Source organism: Helicobacter cynogastricus (assembly GCF_900197855.1).
GTDB classification, from domain to species: domain Bacteria; phylum Campylobacterota; class Campylobacteria; order Campylobacterales; family Helicobacteraceae; genus Helicobacter; species Helicobacter cynogastricus.
In genome coordinates, this window is record NZ_FZMQ01000005.1 from 130,219 (window position 1) to 150,283 (window position 20,065).

General features: G+C 47.0%; 23 protein-coding genes. 13 read left to right on the forward strand and 10 right to left on the reverse strand.

Translation table 11 applies throughout. The annotated features are described in order from the left end of the window. Positions 1 to 16: 16 nt before the first annotated feature. Genes C6H00_RS01885 through C6H00_RS01895 form a run of 3 tightly spaced genes read right to left on the reverse strand, consistent with a single transcriptional unit; the run spans position 17 to position 2,062 of the window. Complete coding sequence (locus C6H00_RS01885; RefSeq protein WP_104749354.1) at positions 17 to 892, reverse strand: bifunctional riboflavin kinase/FAD synthetase; 876 nt, start codon at positions 890 to 892, stop codon at positions 17 to 19. Further along, the gene (gene tlyA / locus C6H00_RS01890; RefSeq protein WP_104749355.1) at positions 861 to 1,562 is read right to left on the reverse strand and encodes a 23S rRNA (cytidine-2'-O)-methyltransferase TlyA; all 702 of its coding nucleotides are present in this window, start codon (positions 1,560 to 1,562) and stop codon (positions 861 to 863) included. Before tlyA ends, C6H00_RS01885 begins: the two co-directional genes overlap by 32 nt. Next, positions 1,562 to 2,062, reverse strand: a complete 501-nt coding sequence (locus tag C6H00_RS01895) for a hypothetical protein (RefSeq protein ID WP_104749356.1) — start codon at positions 2,060 to 2,062, stop codon at positions 1,562 to 1,564. The genes tlyA and C6H00_RS01895 overlap by 1 nt, the downstream gene beginning before the upstream one ends. Before the next feature lie 15 nt (positions 2,063 to 2,077). Here C6H00_RS01895 and C6H00_RS01900 point away from each other — a divergent pair, with 15 nt between their 5' ends. The 3 genes from C6H00_RS01900 to C6H00_RS01915 all read left to right on the forward strand — a co-directional run bounded on the left by C6H00_RS01900 (position 2,078) and on the right by C6H00_RS01915 (position 3,817). Next, positions 2,078 to 2,983, forward strand: a complete 906-nt coding sequence (locus tag C6H00_RS01900) for an aspartate carbamoyltransferase catalytic subunit (protein WP_104749357.1) — start codon at positions 2,078 to 2,080, stop codon at positions 2,981 to 2,983. 272 nt (positions 2,984 to 3,255) lie between these two features. Then, positions 3,256 to 3,519 carry a cache domain-containing protein gene (locus C6H00_RS01910; protein WP_104749359.1) on the forward strand — a complete coding sequence of 88 codons (264 nt, stop codon included), beginning with the start codon at positions 3,256 to 3,258 and terminating at the stop codon, positions 3,517 to 3,519. Between the two features lie 115 nt (positions 3,520 to 3,634). Beyond that, entirely contained in the window at positions 3,635 to 3,817 is a 183-nt protein-coding gene (locus tag C6H00_RS01915; RefSeq protein ID WP_158655706.1) for a hypothetical protein, read from the forward strand. Here the strand turns inward: C6H00_RS01915 and C6H00_RS01920 are convergent. The 4 genes from C6H00_RS01920 to C6H00_RS01935 are packed head-to-tail and all read right to left on the reverse strand — an operon-like array spanning position 3,814 to position 6,999. Continuing rightward, positions 3,814 to 4,782, reverse strand: a complete 969-nt coding sequence (locus C6H00_RS01920; protein ID WP_104749361.1) for a transaldolase — start codon at positions 4,780 to 4,782, stop codon at positions 3,814 to 3,816. The genes C6H00_RS01915 and C6H00_RS01920 overlap by 4 nt on opposite strands. Continuing rightward, positions 4,779 to 6,110: a UDP-N-acetylmuramoyl-L-alanyl-D-glutamate--2,6-diaminopimelate ligase gene (locus tag C6H00_RS01925; protein ID WP_104749362.1), complete on the reverse strand. Its 1,332-nt coding sequence runs from the start codon at positions 6,108 to 6,110 to the stop codon at positions 4,779 to 4,781. Before C6H00_RS01925 ends, C6H00_RS01920 begins: the two co-directional genes overlap by 4 nt. Beyond that, positions 6,103 to 6,720, reverse strand: a complete 618-nt coding sequence (locus tag C6H00_RS01930; protein ID WP_104749363.1) for a histidine kinase — start codon at positions 6,718 to 6,720, stop codon at positions 6,103 to 6,105. Before C6H00_RS01930 ends, C6H00_RS01925 begins: the two co-directional genes overlap by 8 nt. 9 nt (positions 6,721 to 6,729) lie before the next feature. Next, positions 6,730 to 6,999: a NifU family protein gene (locus C6H00_RS01935; RefSeq protein ID WP_104749364.1), complete on the reverse strand. Its 270-nt coding sequence runs from the start codon at positions 6,997 to 6,999 to the stop codon at positions 6,730 to 6,732. 89 nt (positions 7,000 to 7,088) lie between these two features. Between C6H00_RS01935 and rsmA the strand changes: the two genes are divergently transcribed. The 8 genes from rsmA to rlmN all read left to right on the forward strand — a co-directional run bounded on the left by rsmA (position 7,089) and on the right by rlmN (position 15,869). Beyond that, positions 7,089 to 7,958 carry a 16S rRNA (adenine(1518)-N(6)/adenine(1519)-N(6))-dimethyltransferase RsmA gene (gene rsmA, locus C6H00_RS01940; protein ID WP_104749365.1) on the forward strand — a complete coding sequence of 290 codons (870 nt, stop codon included), beginning with the start codon at positions 7,089 to 7,091 and terminating at the stop codon, positions 7,956 to 7,958. Further along, a complete protein-coding gene (locus tag C6H00_RS01945) occupies positions 7,951 to 9,891 on the forward strand; it encodes a ribonuclease J (RefSeq protein WP_233704364.1) in 1,941 nt (646 codons plus the stop codon). The genes rsmA and C6H00_RS01945 overlap by 8 nt, the downstream gene beginning before the upstream one ends. Before the next feature lie 65 nt (positions 9,892 to 9,956). Then, on the forward strand, positions 9,957 to 10,922 hold the full coding sequence (gene msrB / locus C6H00_RS01950) for a peptide-methionine (R)-S-oxide reductase MsrB (protein WP_233704403.1): 966 nt from the start codon (positions 9,957 to 9,959) through the stop codon (positions 10,920 to 10,922). Further along, positions 10,919 to 11,896 carry a KpsF/GutQ family sugar-phosphate isomerase gene (locus C6H00_RS01955; RefSeq protein ID WP_104749367.1) on the forward strand — a complete coding sequence of 326 codons (978 nt, stop codon included), beginning with the start codon at positions 10,919 to 10,921 and terminating at the stop codon, positions 11,894 to 11,896. Before msrB ends, C6H00_RS01955 begins: the two co-directional genes overlap by 4 nt. Positions 11,897 to 11,898: 2 nt before the next feature. Next, positions 11,899 to 12,138 (forward strand): DUF2443 family protein, encoded by a 240-nt coding sequence (locus C6H00_RS01960; protein WP_104732793.1) that lies wholly within the window; start codon positions 11,899 to 11,901, stop codon positions 12,136 to 12,138. An 8-nt stretch (positions 12,139 to 12,146) separates the two neighbouring features. After that, positions 12,147 to 13,958 (forward strand): glutamine--fructose-6-phosphate transaminase (isomerizing), encoded by a 1,812-nt coding sequence (glmS, locus tag C6H00_RS01965; protein WP_104749368.1) that lies wholly within the window; start codon positions 12,147 to 12,149, stop codon positions 13,956 to 13,958. After that, on the forward strand, positions 13,951 to 14,799 hold the full coding sequence (locus tag C6H00_RS01970) for a glycosyltransferase family 25 protein (protein ID WP_104749369.1): 849 nt from the start codon (positions 13,951 to 13,953) through the stop codon (positions 14,797 to 14,799). Before glmS ends, C6H00_RS01970 begins: the two co-directional genes overlap by 8 nt. Then, positions 14,799 to 15,869 (forward strand): 23S rRNA (adenine(2503)-C(2))-methyltransferase RlmN, encoded by a 1,071-nt coding sequence (gene rlmN, locus C6H00_RS01975; RefSeq protein ID WP_104749370.1) that lies wholly within the window; start codon positions 14,799 to 14,801, stop codon positions 15,867 to 15,869. Before C6H00_RS01970 ends, rlmN begins: the two co-directional genes overlap by 1 nt. Here the strand turns inward: rlmN and C6H00_RS01980 are convergent. The 3 genes from C6H00_RS01980 to rocF are packed head-to-tail and all read right to left on the reverse strand — an operon-like array spanning position 15,853 to position 18,725. Beyond that, entirely contained in the window at positions 15,853 to 16,584 is a 732-nt protein-coding gene (locus tag C6H00_RS01980; protein WP_104749371.1) for a hypothetical protein, read from the reverse strand. The two genes, rlmN and C6H00_RS01980, sit on opposite strands and share 17 nt — an antisense overlap. Before the next feature lie 40 nt (positions 16,585 to 16,624). Continuing rightward, positions 16,625 to 17,767, reverse strand: a complete 1,143-nt coding sequence (locus tag C6H00_RS01985) for an NAD-binding protein (protein WP_104749372.1) — start codon at positions 17,765 to 17,767, stop codon at positions 16,625 to 16,627. Next, entirely contained in the window at positions 17,751 to 18,725 is a 975-nt protein-coding gene (rocF, locus tag C6H00_RS01990) for an arginase (RefSeq protein WP_104749373.1), read from the reverse strand. The genes C6H00_RS01985 and rocF overlap by 17 nt, the downstream gene beginning before the upstream one ends. A 322-nt stretch (positions 18,726 to 19,047) precedes the next feature. Here rocF and pxpA point away from each other — a divergent pair, with 322 nt between their 5' ends. Then, a complete protein-coding gene (pxpA, locus tag C6H00_RS01995; RefSeq protein WP_104749374.1) occupies positions 19,048 to 19,821 on the forward strand; it encodes a 5-oxoprolinase subunit PxpA in 774 nt (257 codons plus the stop codon). 9 nt (positions 19,822 to 19,830) lie between these two features. Further along, positions 19,831 to 20,064 carry an acetyl-CoA carboxylase gene (locus C6H00_RS02000; protein ID WP_104732618.1) on the forward strand — a complete coding sequence of 78 codons (234 nt, stop codon included), beginning with the start codon at positions 19,831 to 19,833 and terminating at the stop codon, positions 20,062 to 20,064. Position 20,065: the final 1 nt, after the last annotated feature.

Sequence of the window (20,065 nt, forward strand, 5' to 3'; positions counted from 1 at the left end):
GAGAAATGCCCCCATTCTAGCAAACTTGCTCTGAATCTAGAGAGCGCGCTAAGGCGATGTCTTGAGCAATTTGAGCTTTAAGCTCTTGCAGATTGACAAAATGGCGGTTGTCGCGCAACCTCTTTAAAAACCGCACACGCAAACTAGGCGGAGGCGTGGGAATCTCTTGATCTAAAATATGGGTTTCAAAGGCCATTTGCCCATCCGTGCTCAAACGATGCCCTACAAAACTCACCGCGCGCAAGGGTTTTTGATTTAGAAGCACCTCACTCACATACACCCCGCTGTTTGGCAAGAGCTGGGTTTGTAAGCTATGTGTGTCCATGTTGAGCGTGGGATAAAGCTGGGCGCGTCCAATTTGTTGTCCGGGGATGAGCGCGCCTTGCAGGGCGTAGGGACGGCCCAAAAAAGCGCGCGCTAAGAGAGTGTCCCCGCGCTCTAAAGCGGCTTTGATATGGTAAGAGTGTAGAGGAATCCCCTTAACTTTAATCTGAGGAATCACCTCCAATTGAATATTAGAGCTTAACATGGCGCGTAATTCCTCCACCCCCATCGCGCGCCCCTGCGCACATTTGAAATCATAGCCCACGACAATTTTTTGCAAGCAGGGGAATTTGGCACAAAGCATGGTCATAAAAGCGCGCGCGCTAATATGACGGGCTTGCTCAAGAGGCAAGAAATAGAGATTTTGCGCGTAGGGAGCTAGCAGTTTAACGCGCTCTCTTAGGGGAGTGAGGACTCTAAGAGGCTCAAAGCGATCCACTAATAAAACTCCCGCTGGAGGCGTGAGCGCGCTTAGGAGGTGCTGGTGCGCCAAGTGCACGCCATCAAACTTGCCAATGGCCAGACTGACTACATTTTCATTGTTCAAAATAGATAAAAAACTCTGCATTGCCCGCCTTGCCTTTCAATTTGCAGGGGCAGATATGACGCACACGCCCCCCTAATGCCTCAATTTCTGCACACATCTCTGCTAAGCGCGCTTGGATGCGCGCCTCATCACACACCACGCCCGCCTTATTGCGCTTAACTTCTCTACCTACCTCAAACTGGGGTTTGAATAAGAGCAGTGCGCGGTGGCTGAGCGCGCATAACACTTTTAAAATCTTACTTAAGGAAATAAAGCTCACATCACAGGTGAGCAAGTCGTATCTTTCTGTAGGCACAAAGGCGCGGATGTCGCATTGCTCCACCACCTGCACGCGCGAGTCCACCCTCAAGCGCATATCTAGTTGGTTAGTGCCCACATCCACACACACCACACGCCTAGCCCCCTTTTCTAGTAAGACCTGCGCAAACCCCCCCTTGCTTGCGCCCACATCCAAGATCACCCAATCAGTGCAGTTGATAGGATGGCTTGCCAAATAGTCCCATAGCTTTTCTCCTGCACGGCTCACAAACACCTTTTGGAGTATTTGCACCTCAAAAGGGACACAGATCTCTAAACTGGGCTTGTGTAAAATGACACCCTTGCTGGCCACCTTGCCCTGCACAATAAGTTCTTTAGCCTGTGATCGGCTTTGGGCCAATCTCTCTTGGACTAAGAATTGATCAAGGCGCATTAAAAGGCAGGGGCGGGCACGCGGTAGGCGAAATTAAAGGTGATTGTGCCCAAACCCACAATGTCCATCTCTAGTTTGGCTTCTTCTTGGGCAATGTGGTTGAGTTTGTCAAACGCCACTAAAAATCCCCGCGCGTATTTGTTGGTCGTGTGGAGCACGCGATCAAATTCCTCTTTGGAGATTTCGCGCACCCAAGCGGGGGTTTCAAACCCGTGTAAACCATAGAGCTTATAAGAGATCGCATCATCATCTATATAGTTTTGATCTTCGCTAAAGATTTCCACAAAAAAAAACTCTCGTGCGTGGTAGTCAATGGGGTCCACATCGTTTAAATGCGTGGCTAACGCATTGAGCACAGGGCGTAAATTCACAATGACTTCTCCCTTGCGCGTGGCCTGTGTGCGCTTTTCGGCCAAAAAATCCGGTTTGTATGCCCCTGTGAAACTATCGCTGCACGCGGCCAAGCCCAGCAATAAGAGAGATAAAAAAATTTTAGCCATGCTATAATTCTACCTATGTTAACCCAACTTGTCCACACCCAAGATTTGAATCATAGCGAAATTTTAGCCCTTCTGGATCGGGCTAATGCCTTTTTGCACCAAAAAGCCACACCCCCACATTTGGCGCACAAGAGAATTATCGCCCTCTTTTTTGAAAACTCCACGCGCACGATCGCCAGCTTTCAAAATGCAGCCATGCGTTTGGGCGCGTCTTTTAGCGTGTTTAATGTGCAAAAGAGTTCCACGAGCAAGGGGGAAACTCTATTAGATACTTTGCACAATATTGAGGCGATGGGGGTAGATTTAATCATCACGCGTCACCAGCATTCCAGCTCGGCGCGTTATTTTGCCCAAAATTTGCGCTGCGCCTTTATTAATGCGGGGAGCGGGACACTTTCCCATCCCACCCAAGCCCTGCTAGATTTGCTCACTCTTTATAACCACTTTGAAGGCAAATTAGAGGGCAAGCAGATCGCCATTGTGGGGGATATTAAAAATTCGCGCGTGGCTAATAGCAATATGGAGTTATTGCCCCGCTTTGGTATGAAAATCCTCTTGGTCGCCCCGCCCCACTTCTTGCCCCCCACACAGCACCCTAGCACGCATTCTTTAACGCAAGCGCTAGAAACAGCCGATGTGATCATGGGATTGCGCACCCAAACAGAGAGGCATAGCTTGCAAACCTATGGATCGCTAAGAGACTATGCTAAGGATTTTTGCTTGAGGCGCGTGTGTCTACAAGATCGCCAAATTCCCATCTTGCACCCAGGTCCTGTACACCGCAATATTGACATTGAAGACGCGCTCTTAGACGATCCGCGCTCTTTGGTGTTAGAACAGGTTAAATTAGGCGTGTTTTTACGCATGGCCTTGATGGAACGCTGTTTGACCACAGATTGGGCTGAGGTTATTCGTCATTGAATATCTCTACAGGAACACTTCAAGAGGAGTTTCATGTCTTTGAGTTTACGCTGGAAAATCATTTTAATCATTCTTAGTTCCTTGTGTTTCTTAGGAATTACGGTGACTTTGTTTAGTCACCATATGGAGCGACAAAGCTTTAAAAGAACTTTAGACGCGTTTAACTCTAACGCGTTGGTCAAAAGAGAGGCAGGGTTCGTTACAATGTATTCGTAGCTGTTTCCGGCCTGATTGAATATTTTAAAGATAATCCTAGAGAGCGGGCTTTACAGATGATTAGCGCTTATTTTAAGCGAATCAATGCCGCTAAGGGACGCTTATATATCTTGGCGTTGAGTAAAGAAGGTGTTTTGATCGCTGGTAGTATCCATCCTGAATTGCTGGGCAAGAATGTTCTAAAGATTCAGGGCGCGCGGGGAGATTATTTCTATAAAGAATTCGTACAAAAGGCGTTGGGTGATTCTAAGGGCGGTTTTTACCGCTGTCATCTCAGACGCCCCGTCCCAAAGACTACTGTTAGATCATCAAACGCCTAGGATTTAACCGTGCGTATTCAGATTAAAGGGAATGATGAAATTAGCGTTGGCGCGTAGAATATTGATAGCTTCTTGGAGCATTTTGTGTGTTTAATAATAAAGTTAAAAATTGGAGATGAGTATAGTCTTGACAGGTTGTGTTCAAGACACGCGGGCAATCATTAATAAAGGGGTTTCTGCACAATCTTCGGCAAACAAAACCCTAGAAAACGCTCAAGGCATGAAGGCCCTTATGCAAGAATTCAAAAACTTAGTCCAACAAATTGTCCAAAAAACTGATGATTACAAAACTGCTTAAAAGTTTTCAAGACTTTTGAGCAGTTTTTCAAACGACTCCTGAAAGCTTACCAAGCCTGCGCTGAGTAATTCTATGTAAGTTTGGTTGAGATCAAAACCTAGATTCTCTAGTTGATCTTTGAGGGAGGAGAACTCTAGGATCGTGGGGGCGGGGCTTGGGGCTTGGTGGTAGGCGCGGAGCGCTTCTAGGGGGGCGGTGTTGATACTATGGGGCATTTTGAGGGCTTGGATGTAGTAATCTTTGGGTAAAGTGGGCTCTTTAACCCCCGTGCTTGCAAAAAGGGGGTAGAGATGAGGGAGATTGAGGTTTTGGATGTGTTGGTAGCATTCTAAAGCGTTGGCTATGCCTAGTTGGTGGGCGAGTTGGGTGCGCTGAGCTGTAGTGATGGGAGCTTGTGTTAAAAAGCGATCCAGAGCCACATCCAACCTAGAGACAAAGATACTAATCACGCCCATGTGCTTGGCATTTTTCAAGGCTAGAGCGCACTCTTTGGCCTGTGTGGGGGAAAAGACTAAAGTCGCGTTGATGGGCATGTGCGCGCTTAAGCGCGCCATCGCTTCTAATCCGCTGAGTGTAGCTGGGATTTTGATCATCACATTAGGGCGTGCGAGGGCTTGGTGTAGGCGTTTTGCCTCCTGCACGCACGCGTTCACATCTCCCTCTAAAAAGGGATCGATTTCTAGACTAATGTAGCCTGTAGACTTATTTTTTTCATAAAGAGGTAAGAGTAAGTCTGCTGCGCGTCTAATGTCCTCAATGGCTAGAGATTCATAGAGGGCTTTAGAGCTCTCGCCCTTAAATGCAGCGATCGCCTCTTTATAAGCCTGAGAATGCGTGATCGCTTGGGCAAAGAGTGCGGGGTTAGAGGTCGCCCCTACAATCTGCTCCTGTGCCAAAAGCGCGCGAAACTCTCCTTCTAAAAACCCCCGCTCAATAAAATCACACCAAAGATAAAAATCTTTCATACTTGCTCCTTAAAAAAGTTACGCACCAGCGCGCGATCATCAAAGGGCAAATATTGGCTACCTATGATCTGCACGCATTCATCTCCCTTGCCCAAAATGAGTAACACCTCATCGCTCTGTAACTCGCTTAGAGCTAATTCAATGGCCTTTTTGCGATCGGGCTCTACCACCACGCGCGTGCGCAACTCTAGGGCGATCCCGCTTAAAATGTCCTCAATAATGGCTAAAGGTTCTTCGCTTCTAGGATTATCTGAAGTGATATAGCTTTTAAGTGCGTGCTTGCTTGCTACTTGTCCCATCAAGGGGCGTTTGCTCTTGTCGCGATCCCCCCCCGCCCCAAAAACTACCTTAATTTTTTGTGCCTTAAAGCTATTGAAAATCTGTACAAATCCATCGGCTGTATGAGCAAAGTCCACCACCACTAGGGGGTTTTGGTGCACCACCTCCATACGCCCCTCCACCCCGGGAAAATCGCCCAGTAGGGGACAAAGACTCTCTAGGGGTTGCTTAGTGAGTGTGCGCACGCATAGCAGAGCCCCTAAGAGATTATACAGATTGTGCAAGCCCATCAGGGGCGCGTGCACAATTCCCATTTCTGCGTTACTATTAGCGTTGCGCCGCGCTCTAGGATCGGCATGAAACTCCACATGCGCGCTTAACTCGGGCTGTAAGCTGTAAGCGTTCACGCTCAAATGGGTTTTACGCTCGCAGGCGTAGCCATAGGCGTTTGTGGGGTTAAAGCGCACATGTGGGTCGTCCAAATTGACAATCTTCAAGCCCTCATCGCTCAAAAATTGGTTTTTGATCGCGCGGTAGGTTTCTATGTCTCCATGATAATCTAGGTGATCGCTGGTGATATTGGTGTGCACCTTAGCAGCAAACTCCAAGCCTAAAATGCGCTCTTGGGCGATCGCATGCGAGCTCACTTCCATCACAAAATACTCTGCCCCCTCTGCGCGTGCGCGCGCAATATCACTATAGAGTTCTAGCAGGCTGGGCGTGGTGAGTCCTTTGAGTTTGATCTGTGCGCCCTTAATAAAAAAACCCCGCGTGCCCAGTAGAGCACAGGAGTGCCCCAAAGCTTGCAATAAAAAGCTAATAAGCGTAGCGGTCGTGGTTTTACCATTAGTGCCGGTAATCCCAATGATAGGGAGATTTACATTGAGATAGTGTTTGAGTTCTGAGGCCTCTATATAGGGCGTATGAGGGGGGATAAAGCGCGCGTTGGAGGGCGTTTTGACTAGCAAAACTCCCTCTTGTAGCTCGCGCGTGTCCTCGCTCAAGGCTTCATAAATGCGATCTTGAAAGCGCACGCGCCCATTAAACATGCTCACCCTCCTGCGCCTTTTCCAAGCGTAGGGCTTTTTGCAATAACGCTATCACGCGCGGGTCATACCAAAGCAGTTCGCGCATGTTTTCAATATAGGCAATGGACATGTCATAAAACTGGTGATCCACTAAGTTTTCTAAAAACTCGTAAAAATCCTCTTTACGCTCAAAGATGACCTTCGTGCTGAACATCAAATTTTCAAAGACCTCTTTAAAATCCTTGCCCGCGCACATGGCTTTAAAATCGGCGTATAAAATCCCATCCAAACTCTCAGCTTTAAGCTGGTTTTCCTGCCCGAAAGCCTGCGCCATTTTGCTCAAACTCTCATCAAAGGAGTTGATGAGCTCTAAAATCTGCCCTTGAATACTGGCTTTATAGCGGCGTGGTTGAGAGTGCAAGAGATTTTGATAGAGTTCGTAAAAACTATGCGCCTCTTTGGGAAAGTCTAGGGCAATATCACTCAAGAGCAAACCAATTTTAGCATGCGCGTCTAGGGGGTCTAAAAAGAGGGCTTGGGAGCATAGAAACAGGGCTTTAAAATACTGCTTTTGTAAGAAAGCCTTATAGCCCTGCGTGGTGTAAGAGCGTTTTTTAGGATCGTTATTCAAGGGACAACCTCAAGGAAAAAGTTTTTGATATTCTTCTGCAGAGAGGTGAACCACCTGCATATCCGGGTGAATTTCCTCTTGCAAACAACGCTCGATGCCAAATTTAAGCGTGTTAGAACTAGCCGCACAGCCCTTACACGCCCCCACTAAAGACACATACACCTTAGCATCTTTGATTCCCAACAAGACCACATCGCCCCCATCTCTAAGCAACATTGGACGCACTTTTTCTAAGGTTTTTTCTACGGGTTTTTGCAATTCTTGATCGCTAAAGATCATGGTTACTCCTTAAAGACTTTGCATTATAGCCATTTTCCATGCGTTTAAGCTAGCCCATGCTAGAATAAATCACAAATGTAAGGTTGATCATGGCGTTATTGGGGCAACATTTCTTGCACGATGCCTTCTATCTAGATCAGATCTTACAATCCATCCCCTACGAGCACTTTGACAATGAGGTGCAGATGGTAGAAATAGGGGTTGGCTTGGGAGATCTCACCGCTAGGCTTTTAGATAGGCTGGGTTTTAAGACTTTGATCGCCTATGAAGTAGATAGGGCGTTGGCTCAAGGTTTAAAACATAGGCTTAGCCCCTCATCTTGGGCGCGTTTGGTCTTGGTTGTGGGGGATGTGATGGAGCAAAAAGGGGTTGGAAATGGCGCAGATGTCTTGGCAGGACTCAAATTGCCCCGTGCGGGCTTTTTATGCGATCGGCCTTATTTTTTGGTGTCTAATTTGCCCTATTACATCGCCACGCCCATCATCGCGCGCGCGCTCAAAGATAGCCTCTGTGTGGGGCTGGTTGTGATGACTCAGCTAGAAGTGGGTTTGAAGTTTTGCGCCCAAGTAGGGAGTAAGGATTATGGCGCGCTGAGTGTTTTGGCCGGGCTTACATGTGTTAGGCGGGAGTTGTGTTTTGAAGTGCCTAAAGAGGCCTTTAACCCACCCCCTAAAGTGCGCTCCAGCGTGATCGCCTTGATCAAACACCATCTAGAATCCACCCTACCCTCCCTAGATGTTACAGACCTAGAAAGCTTGCTTAAGCGCGCCTTTAAAGCCAACCGCAAGACTTTAAGCAATAATCTTAAGGGACTTTGCGCGCCAAGCTGGTTAGAAAATTTTTTAACCCAGCATAGCCTCACGCCCCAAGCGCGCCCCCACCAACTCAGCCCCACAGACTACCTAGACCTAGCTTGTGATCTCATCCAACAATCTAAAATAGGAGCTTATCATGGATAAATCCGATCAAACAGACAATATAGATAGCACAACCCCCTCTAAACACCCCCCCAAAACCCAGACCCCCCCTTCTAAAAACCCTCGTCCTAATCGTATTAAACAAGGCAGAGGACACCACCATGCTCAACACCCTGAACAAGCCGGGGTCAAAAACATCACTAAAGCCAATGAGCGGGGCAATTTAGGCTTTCATAAAGAGCTTAAAGCGGGCGTAGAAACCAATAATAAGATTCATATCAACCACCTCAACCCCCATTACAAACTCGATCTCAATGTCAAAGCCCGTCTTAAAATCACCCCTTTGGGTGGCTTGGGCGAGATTGGGGGGAATATGATGGTCATTGAAACCATGCACCAAGCCATTATCATTGATGTGGGCATGAGTTTTCCTAGTGAGGACATGCACGGGGTGGATATTCTCATCCCAGATTTTAGCTACCTACACAGCATTAAGGATAAAATTGTAGGCGTGCTCATCACCCATGCCCATGAGGATCATATCGGGGCTGTGCCCTATCTCTTTAAAGAATTGCAATTTCCCCTCTATGGCACGCCTCTAAGTTTGGGGATGATTGGTAATAAATTTGACGAACATGGGTTGAAAAAATTTAAGAGCTTTTTTAAGATCGTGCAAAAACGCCAACCCATCCAAATTGGAGAATTCATTGTAGAGTGGATTCACATCACCCACTCTATCATTGATGCGAGCGCGTTGGCCATTCAAACCAAAGTGGGCACGATCGTGCACAGCGGGGATTTTAAAATCGATCACACCCCAGTGGACAATTTGCCCAGCGATCTTTACCGCTTGGCACACTATGGCGAGCAGGGGGTGATGTTGCTTTTGAGTGATAGCACTAATTCTTACAAGCCCGGAATTACCCCCTCAGAGACTAGCGTAGGACCCGTATTTGAAAATCTCTTTAAGAGCGCTAAAGGGCGCGTGATCATGAGCACCTTTTCTTCTAATATCCACCGGGTGTATCAAGCCATCCAGCATGCCATCAATCATAACCGCAAGGTCGCTGTGATCGGCCGCTCTATGGAGAAAAACCTAGACATCGCGCGCGAATTGGGCTATATCCATCTGCCCTCTAAGAACTTTATCGAAGCCCATGAAGTCGAAAAACTCCCCGATCATGAAGTATTCATTGTAACCACAGGCTCGCAAGGGGAAACCATGAGCGCGCTTTATCGCATGGCCACTGATGAACACCGCCACATTAGCATTAAACCCAGCGATTTAGTCATCATTTCAGCTAAGGCGATACCGGGTAATGAAGCCAGTGTGTCCAGTATTTTAAACCTGCTGATGAAAAAAGATGCCCAGGTGGTGCACCACGCCTTTGACATCCATGTGAGCGGGCATGCCGCCCAAGAGGAGCAAAAGCTGATGTTGCGTTTGATTAAGCCCAAATTCTTTTTGCCCGTGCATGGGGAGTATAACCATGTTGCTAAACATAAAGAGACCGCGATAGCATGTGGAATTCCTGAGAAAAATATTTATCTCATGGAAGATGGGGATCAAATTGAAGTCAATCCTAACTTTATGCGCAAGCTCAAGAGCATTAAGAGCGGAAAACACTATGTGGATAATACCAACAATGTTAGCATTGAGCAAAGAATCGTAGATGAACGCTTGGAGATTGCCAGTGCCGGACTACTTAGCGCGGTGTTATTTATTTCTAAAGAGGGACAGAGTCTTATGCCACAGTCTAAAATTAGCAGTGTGGGGATTGTCAATCTTAAAGAAGAGCGCCACTTCTTGGAAGATTTGCAAGATTCCCTAGGTTTGCATATTAAGGCTCTGCGCCAAGATGTGTTGGGCAATAACAAGTCTTTAGATGAGAGCGTGCGGCATTTCTTGCGTAAGGCATTATTCAAGCATACCAAGAAATACCCTGCCATTGTCAGCCATGTTTTTGTGAGCTAGTCATGCGCGCGTTAATTTTAGCAGTGTTGGTGTTGGCAGGGTTAGTACATGCACAGGAGAAGAAAATGCACACAATCTACTTAGCCGGGGGGTGTTTTTGGGGATTAGAGGCGTATATGGAGCGTATTTATGGGGTGAAAGACGCGCTAGTGGGTTATGCCAATGGCAAGAGCGATCAGACTACCTATCACGAACTGCATAACACCGATCACGCCGAAACGGTCAAGGTAGAATTTGATCCTAAAGAGATCAGCCTAGATAAACTCTTGCTGTACTATTTTAAAGTTGTCGATCCCACCAGCTTAAACCAACAGGGCAATGATAGAGGTAGGCAGTATCGCACCGGGATTTACTACACAGACCCTAAGGATGAACCCATCATTGCCAAGGCCCTAGCGCGCTTGCAAACTCATTATAAACAAAAGGTGCGTATTGAGTTAGAACCTTTAAAAAACTTCGTGGTCGCGGAGGAATACCACCAAGACTATTTGAAGAAAAACCCGGGCGGGTATTGCCACATTGATCTTAAAAAGGCTGATGAGGTGATCATCGATCCTAAGGATTATCACAAGCCCGATCAAGCCCAGCTCAAAAGCAAACTTACAGATTTACAATACAAGGTAACCCAAGAGAGCTACACAGAACGCCCCTTTGAAAATGAATACGACACCCTCTTTAAGCCGGGTATCTATGTAGACATCACTACGGGCGAACCCCTTTTCTTATCCACCGATAAATTTGATAGCGGATGTGGGTGGCCTGCCTTTAGCAAGCCCATTAATAAAGAGGTAGTGGGCTATGAAAAAGACACCAGCTATCATATGGTACGCACCGAAGTGCGTAGCCGTGTGGGCAACGCGCATTTAGGGCATGTCTTTGAGGACGGACCTAAAGAGTTGGGAGGCTTGCGCTACTGCATTAATAGTGCCGCCTTAAAGTTTATCCCCCTAGAGGACATGGAAAAAGAAGGCTATGGCGCGTTAGTCCCCGTACTCAAAAAAGCTCTGCTCAAACAAGAGATCAAACATTGAGCACTTTAGATTATGGCGCGCTCGCGTGTAACGCACTTGGATTAGCCATTGACGCGCTCACGCGCGCTAAAGAATCTCTAAATCATGCCACATTAGAACCCATCATTGAAGCTCTAGCTAACGCCCCCCTAGTGGTGGTGATGGGTGTGGGGAAGAGCGCGCATGTGGGGCGCAAGATTGCTGCTACTCTGACTAGCACGGGCACTAAGGCACTCTTTCTCCACCCCACTGAAGCCCTGCATGGGGATATGGGCATTGTGGGAAGCCAAGATGTCATTTTAGCTATTAGCTATGGAGGGGAGAGTGCAGAACTCTTAGAGGCTCTGCGTTTTATCTCTTGCGCGGGCATTGTAGGCATGAGCAAAAGCGTGCAGAGTTCTTTAGGCAAGCTCTCTAGCCACCACCTAAGCCTAAACATTGAAAAGGAAGCTTGCGCTTTTAACATGGTGCCCACCACTTCCACCACGCTTTGCCTAGCACTTGGGGATGTCTTGGCGGTGTGCTTGATGGCGCGCAAGGGCTTTGCCCAAAGAGATTTTGCGCGTTACCACCCCGGGGGCTTGCTGGGTAAAAAAATGCACCTACGCGTGCGCGACATTTATCGCACCCACGCTTTGCCTTTAGTGAGCGCGCAAGCCTCTTTACATGAAGCCCTGCTAGAAGCCACCCATCAAGGTTTGGGCAATGCGCTTTTGGTCGATGAGAATCAAAAACTTGTAGGGGTTTTAAGCGATGGGGATATTCGCCGCGCGCTCTTGCAACCCCATTTTGATCGCTGCGCCCCAGCTAGAGAGTTTGCCACCTTGAATCCTAAGAGTATTCAAGACCCCAATATGTTAGTGTTAGACGCGCTCAATTTCATAGAAACCCATCAAATCTCTTTGCTCATCGTGCTAGATGCGCACAAAAAAGTGCTTGGAGTGGTGCATCTGCACGCTCTGCTAGCTTTAGGACTTAAAGACTTAAAGGAATAATGATGTTTGAACGCTTAGAACAGCTCATTAAAGACATTGAAAACGCCAAAGAGGAAGTTGAATTACTTTTGAAACTGGCTAATGTGAGTTTGAGCGATTTTATTTTGATGAAGCGCGGGAGTTTGGATATTCCACAGAGTTTAGACATGGCGTTTTACACCCAAATTAGCGAGCATGTGGAGGAACTTAAGGAATGCATTAATGCGCTCAATAAATACAAAAGAGAAATGTTAGTTTTTTAAGGATTTTTATGTGTGGGATTGTGGGTTATTTGGGCACTGAGCAGAGAGTGGGGCTATTATTAGGAGGTCTCAAAGAGCTAGAATACCGGGGTTATGATAGCGCGGGGTTAGCCTTACTGGGAGAGGGTGCGCCTTTGCAGGTGTTTAAAACCAGTGGTAAAATCAGCGCGCTAGAAAACTTGGTGCAAGGGGTACGCACGCAGGGTTTAGGCGTGGGGATTGCCCACACGCGCTGGGCAACCCATGGCAAACCCACCACGCAAAACGCCCACCCGCATACCTATAAAACCAGCGCGTTAGTGCACAATGGAATTATTGAAAATTATGCCCCTCTTAAAACGCAATTAGAACAAAAAGGGCATGTTTTTTCTAGCCAAACCGATAGCGAGGTGGTGGTGCATCTCTTTGAGGAAAATTTAGAGCAAAGCGGCGCTAAAAGCCTTGATCAAGCCCTACAAGTTTTTAAAGACACTATCGCCCAATTAGAGGGCGCGTATGCGATTCTGCTCATTAACGAGCGTTTTCCTACTTGTATTTTTTATGCCAAAAACCACTCGCCTTTGCTCATTGCCACGGGTGAGGGCGGGGTGTATTTTGCCAGCGCGCCAAATGCGCTTTGTGGGCGTGCGAGCCAAATGGTGCGCTTAGAGGAGGGAAGCGTAGGGATGGTGGATTTTCAAACGCCCTTGAATTTAGAGGTTTTAGGTGAAGTGCAGGCAGTGAGCACAGACACCCAGCAGAGCGATAAAGAGGGTTTTAACACCTACATGGAAAAGGAGATTTACGAACAGCCCAAAGTATTAAGTTTACTAGGGCGACTCTCTGCTAATCGCGTACATTTGGAATTACCCGATGATTTCTTAGAGGGGGTGAGCTGTATGAGCATTAGCGCGTGTGGGACGAGTTACCATGCCGGGCTAGTGGGGAAATACTTAATAGAGAGTTTAGCCGGGGTCAAAGTGCAAGTAGAGTTGGCTAGCGAATACCGCTACGCGCATTTTGCAACCCAAAAAGACGAGCTTTTTATAGCGATTTCTCAAAGTGGAGAGAGCGCGGACACCCTAGAGGCGCTTAGACTAGCTAAAAGTCTAGGTTTAAAAACCCTTAGCCTTTGCAACACCCAGAGCTCCACCATGGCAGACATGGCCGATGGACTACTTTTAACCCATGCAGGCTTAGAGCGTAGCGTAGCTTCTACTAAAGCTTTCACCAGTCAGGTTTTAATCTTATGGCTCTTAGGCTTGCAACTGGCCCAAGAGAGACACAGCTTAAGCGCAGAGGAGTTAAAAACACAGATTCAAGCCGTGCAAGTCAGCTTAAAGGCCATGCAAGAGGGGCTAGAATTACACGAGCAAGTGCGCAAAGTGAGCGCGCAAATTTTGGAGCGGGATTTGAAGGGGTATTTTTTTATGGGGCGTGGAGTGTTTTACCCTTTAGCCCTAGAGGGTGCGCTCAAGCTCAAAGAGATCGCCTATGTGCACGCACAAGGCTATGCTAGTGCAGAGATGAAACATGGTCCCATTGCCCTAGCCGACTCTAGCCTACTGAGCACCACTTTACTCCCCAAACACCTGCTTTTCGCCAAGAATTTAAGCAATGTAGCAGAATTGCGCGCGCGCGATTCTCTGATCTTTGCGCTCAGTCCGCTTAAGCTAGAAGAGGCGACCTTTCAAATCCAAACCTGCGCTTATCATCATTTCATGCCCGAATTTTTTCACATGCTAACCCTCTTGCAACTTTTTGCCCTAGAGATGGCACAACTTAAAGGGTTAGATGTAGACAAACCGCGCAACTTGGCCAAGAGCGTTACGGTTGAGTGAAACCACCCCCATTTACATTATTCACCTAGACAACTCGGCTAGGGACATCACTCCTTTGCTATGGCATTTAAACTATCTCTTGGACAAAACCCCACATAAAAACTTCCGCATTGAGGTTTTTAAAGCCGTGCATGGGCAAAAGGACTACCACAATAAGGGCATCACCTTTAAACACGCCCACCCCGTGCTCAACGACTTTGCCCCCAAAACCCTTAAGCGCGCCCAAGCCCTTGAGCTGATGCGTCTGGCGTTGCGCATACGCGTTAACTTCCAAAGTTTAGGGCAACTGGGCTGTTTTGCTAGCCATTTTTTGCTTTGGCAAGAGTGTGTGAAATTGCAAAAGCCTATCATTGTGTTAGAAGATGATGTTTTGCCCACTTTTGATTTTTATGAAAAATGCCATTTGAGTTTGGAAGCCATCAACACGGAGTTAGCCCAAGTCGTGCGCTTGTATGCGCTTTATTTCAAACGCCACCAAATTAAAAGCGCGTTGACCCATGATTTTGATTGGATTTTTAGCCCAGCAGGGGGGATGGGCACACAGGGTTATGTTTTAAGTCCGCAGGGTGCGCAAAAGCTCTTGGAGCACTGCCCCCCGCAATGGATTCTGCCCGTGGACACTTACATGGACGCGCACTACACCCACCATGCCAAAACGCTCACTCTAAAGTCCTATGCTCTTTTAGTGGAGAGTGTCCCCTCCCAAGTGCCCCACGCCAATATCCAAAATTTTAGAGGCAAACTCAAAGCCCTTTCATGGCTATTGCGGCTTTGTAATTACACCTTAAAAATCCGTTGGTTCTGCCAACATCTTTTCAATCTCCTTTTTAGGCGTTTTTAATGCAAAGCAAACCCTCCCTTTATGCGCTCACTCTTGCGCAGTGGCAAAACTATTGCACAAAGCACGGCTTTAAGCCCTTTGTGGCTAAACAATTTTATGCTTGGCTTTATCAGCGTTACGCTAGTCTAGATCAAATGCACAATCTCCCCCACGCTTTTAAAGAGGCATTGCGTGCAGATTTTGATGTGCGCCCCTTAGAGGTGCTAGAGTGCCAACAGAGCGCGGATAAGAGCGTGAAATACCTTTTTAAAACTTCTGATGGGCATAGCTTTGAGAGTGTGTACATGGTGATGAGAGAAGCCAGAGAGGGGGAAGCACAAGAGAAAATTACGCTGTGTTTGAGTTGTCAGATTGGGTGTAAGGTGGGTTGTGTGTTTTGTGCGACCGCTAAGGGGGGCTTTGTGCGTGATTTAAACGCGGGCGAGATTGTAGAGCAGGTCGTCGCTCTTAAGCGTGCTCACCAGCTAGAGCCCACTAAGGGGATCAATCTAGTGTTTATGGGCATGGGTGAGCCCTTGCATAATTTTGAACAAGTGGTGCGCGCGTTAGAGATTTTGAGCACCCATGAGGGACTCAATATTGCCCCTAGACGCATAACCATTTCTACAAGCGGGGTCGTGCCTGCCTTGCAGACTTTGGGCGCGCTCAATCTAGGTGTGCAGTTGGCTATTTCTCTGCACGCGGTTAATGACAGCTTGCGCTCAAAACTGATGCCTATTAATAAAGTTTACAATTTGGAGGCCTTGATTAGCGCGATCAAAGCTTTTCCACTAGACAAGCGCAAGCGGGTGATGTTTGAATACTTGATGATAAAAGACATCAACGATTCACTAAGCCACGCCAAAGAGTTATTAAGATTGCTCAATGGACTGAAGGCTAAGATCAATCTCATCCCCTACAACTCTACCTCTCATTCTAAATTTGAACGCCCAGAATTAGAGAGAGTGCAAGCTTTTGCGGATTTTCTCAATCAAAAGGGGCTACTCTGCACAATTCGCATCTCTAAGGGGCAGGACATTGCTGCAGCTTGCGGGCAACTTAGAGAAAAACACCTTAAGGAGCATGAATAAAGTATTGGCAGCGATAAAATCGCTCGCCCAAATTAGGCTGTTGGAGCAAGGCGTGGAGCTTTTCACGGCTTAAGGGTTTATTTTGCTTGAGCGTGCTTAATAAGGCGCGTTGTTGACGGCTTTTAATGTGAGGGCTGAAGCGTTTGAAAAACGCGCTTTGTAAAAGAGCCATTCTGTCTGCGTGAGTGTGGCACGCGCCTACCATGTCCTGTAAAAGGGTGGTGTAGGATTTCTGCAGGGGAGCATAGTGTTTATCAAGCGTGTTGTTATAGTGAGTTTGCAGGGCGTTACATCTAGCTTGTTGTTGGGGGTCGACACTCAAACCTGCCCCCAACTCGTTAAAAAGCGCGTCTTTAGCGCAGTTGTTGAGCACGGCATGGAAAGATTGCTTAGAGAGAGGGGGTTGTTTTGCTTCTTGATTTTTAGAATCTTGAACTTCGGCCAACAGATCGCTACGACGGATTTCAATACTATTATTAATGGGCGTGCCATGGATATTTTGAGAGGAAAGCGCGCTATCTTTAGAGGGGGGTGTGGGGGAGGAGTCAAAGACGGGGGGTTGAAGGCGAGTGTAATAGATCACTTTTTGGGCATGGTTATCCATTTGATTCTGATTATCTTCAGAGAGATCGCTAAGAGGAAAAAAGGGAAACATTCCAAAACAACCCATACCAAACACCGCTACAATCCCCGCACGCCACTCTATGCGACCCATGCCCATTCCTTTAAAAAGTCCCAATATAGCGCAGTGTGCCTTAATATTGTAGATGACTAAGCACCTCTTGTGCGCTTTTAAAAGGTAGATTGAATGCCTTGGCAATCCCCTCTTGGGTGAGATAGCCATCATACGCGCTAAGTCCCCCTAAAGTGTTAGCAACTGGTGGCGTATCAGCTTGCAAAAACTTTTTTAAACCATGTTGGAGAAAATAGAACAGATAGGGAAAACTTGCCTGACTATAGGCAATTGAGCTACTTTTTGCCACGATACCGGGCATATTGGGCACGCCATAGTGCAAAAGCCCCTCTTGCATATACAGCGGGTTGGAGTGGTTGGTTTGGCGGATTGTTTCCACACACCCGCCCAAATCGCAAGCCACATCAATCACCACCCCACCCTTTTGCATGTGCGCCAAATGGCGTTTTAAGATCACTTTGGGTGTGCTAGTAGCTGTGATCAGCACCGCACCTACAAGCCCCACCGCCCCCTCTAGGGCATTATTGATATTTTCCTCACTCACTCCTAAAATTTCTAAATGGTATAAAGAAGTGTAGGGATGATTTTGCAATTTGGCATAATCTAATTCCAACACCACGACTCTAGCCCCGGCTAAACTGAGTATCTTAGCTGCTTCTAACCCTACCACGCCCCCACCCACAACCACCACTTTAGCGCGCGCCTGCCCAGCTAATCCACCCAACATCACACCAAGCCCAAAGACTCCGGGCAAATGTTCCAAGCCTAACAAATAATGTTGTAACAGATGGGCAGCTAGTCTGCCTGCTACTACACTCATAGGGGCTAAAATGGGGTAATTGTGCTTAGGTCCGGCAATGGTTTCTGTGCAGATAGAAAGAATCTTTTTTTCTACCAACATTGAGGCTAGGGGTTTATTGTAGGCTAAATCCAAATAGCTAAATAAAGTCGCTCCCTCTTGTAAAAGTGGATATTCTTCCTCTAAGGGTTCTTTGCATTTGATCAATACCGGCTGTGCCCACGCCTTTTTTTGATTCACAATATGCGCCCCAGCTTTGGCATAATCCTCATTGCTATAGCCACTTCTCAAACCCGCATTTTCCTCAACAAATACACTAAGATACGGAGTTAACTGAGCAACATCTTGGGGCACAAGGCCTACACGCGCTTCTAAATCCATGCTTTCTTTAAGCAAAGCGATCATCGTCTCTCCTTATTAGAGTTGAATCTCTATTTAGCGCATATTCTACAATGCTTGTTAAAAGCTCCCACACAATTTTTTCATCTTCTCCTTTATGATTCCACAATTCTGGATTGTATTCTGTGATTTCTGCACCCACCAAACGCCTATCAAACACCCTTAGAAGGCCGTCTAACAACGCTTGAAGCTCTTGAGGTTGCAGGCCATTGTTTTCGCGCACCCCCGTAGAGCTGAAAATTTTGCCATCCAACACATCAACATCTAGGCTCAAATATATCAAGTCTATCCCTTCTAAAAAGACTTGAGTTTGTTGTACCACACTAGACATGTCCGCACGAATCGCCTCTATGCTAAAAAGAGGGATATGATACTTTTTAATCATCTCCCTTTCGCTCGCTTCAGTGCTACGAACTCCAAAATAAATTAGGTGTTGTGGATCAAAATCTAACGCACCATTCTCCAGACCAAGCGCGCAAAGGCTTTCCCAATAATGCTTTTCTTGATCACTTAACACATTTTGACCGCTATGAGCTCTGTTTAATACCATTCCTAAAGGCATGCCATGCAAATTCCCCGAATCACTATCATAAGCTGTATGGATGTCCGCATGCGCGTCCAAATAGAGGATACCTATCTTTTTATCAGGGTGCACAGATCGTAGGGCTTGTACGATCCCAAAAGCTCCAGAATGCTCCGCACTTAAGATAACCGGAAAACTCCCCATTTTAAAAATAGCGCGCATCTTAGGAATTAAATTATCTTTACAAAAGAAGTAGTAATCCTCGAAATTCTTAGCGTATCTAAAAAACCTCTCTAGCACACATTGCCTCTGTCGGATAAGTGCCATGTGTTCTGTAATTTGTGGATAACACTCTATCAGGCGAGTCTTGAGTTTTTCCACACCTACACTGCTCCCGTGCTTGGCCGCACCTAATTCTGCAACAAGACTGGCTAAAACCATGTTTTCCTCCTAATCTGCTTGTGGAAGTTCTTAATTTTGTATTTTGAGGATTTTGTCCTCTTCCAAAATTAAGATAAACGGAAATAAAAGTCAAGAATGTAGATAGACAGAAATACAAAATAAAAAGTGCTGAGGAGGGATATGAGTAATATTTGCCCGCTTGCACCAAACAATAGCTCTTAATAGCTGATTTTGTAGAACTTAGTAACGCTCAAATCGCGTTAATCGCTACATTCATGGTTTAAGCTAGATTTACATAGGTGTTGCTTCTGCGTGTTAGTCTTATTGTGCCATACTGCTGACATGATGATAAAGGAGTGAGATGAAAAAGCATGTTGATCTAAATAGCGACATGGGCGAATGTTTTGGACCATGGATCATTGGGGATGGCGTGGATGATGCAATTATGAAGCTCATTAGCAGTTGCAACATTGCCGCGGGTTTCCATGCTAGCGATCCCAATATCATGCGCCATAGCGTGCAAAACGCCCTAGAACAAGGAGTAGAGATCGGGGTGCACCCGGGCTTTAGAGACTTGGTGGGCTTTGGGCGCAGGCATATTGTGGCTAACCCCACAGAATTGACCAATGATTGTCTCTACCAGCTAGGCGCGTTGCGCGAGTTTGTGCATTTTCTAGGGGGTAAATTGCACCACTTCAAGCCCCACGGGAGTTTGTATATCCACGCCAGCAAGGATCGCACCTTTTCTGAAGAGCTCATCAGCACTTTGCATAAAATCGATCCCAACCTGCCCCTTTATTGCATGGAAAACACGATCACGCATGAAGTGGCAAAGGAGCTCAAACACCCCTTTGTGCGCGAATTTTATGGGGATCGCGATTATGGCGATGATGGGCAGTTGGTAATGGTGCGCCGCGCGCGTGCTTACACGCCCGAAGAGGTCGCTAATAAGGTCTTGCAAGCCTGCAAAGAGGGCACGGTCAAAACTGTAACTGGCAAGGTCATTGAGGTAGATTTTGACTCGGTGTGTATCCACAGCGATACCCCCGGGGCCCTTTCTTTGTTGCAAGCCACGCGCACGCTCTTAGAAGAGCATGGCATTAAAATTCAAAAACCCACCATTCACCACCCTTAAGGAGAACCTATGCACGAAGTTGTTAGCCCCATCCCCGGAACCTTTTATCGCAAACCCAACCCGGATGCCGCCCCCTTTGTGGAGGTGGGCTCTGAGGTTAACGAAGACACCACCCTTTGCCTGGTAGAAGTGATGAAAACTTTCAATGAGATCAAGGCCGGAGCTAAAGGCAAGATCACAGAAATTAGGGCGGAGAATGAACAATTTGTCAACCCGGGCGATGTGCTCTTTGTGGTGGAGTAGA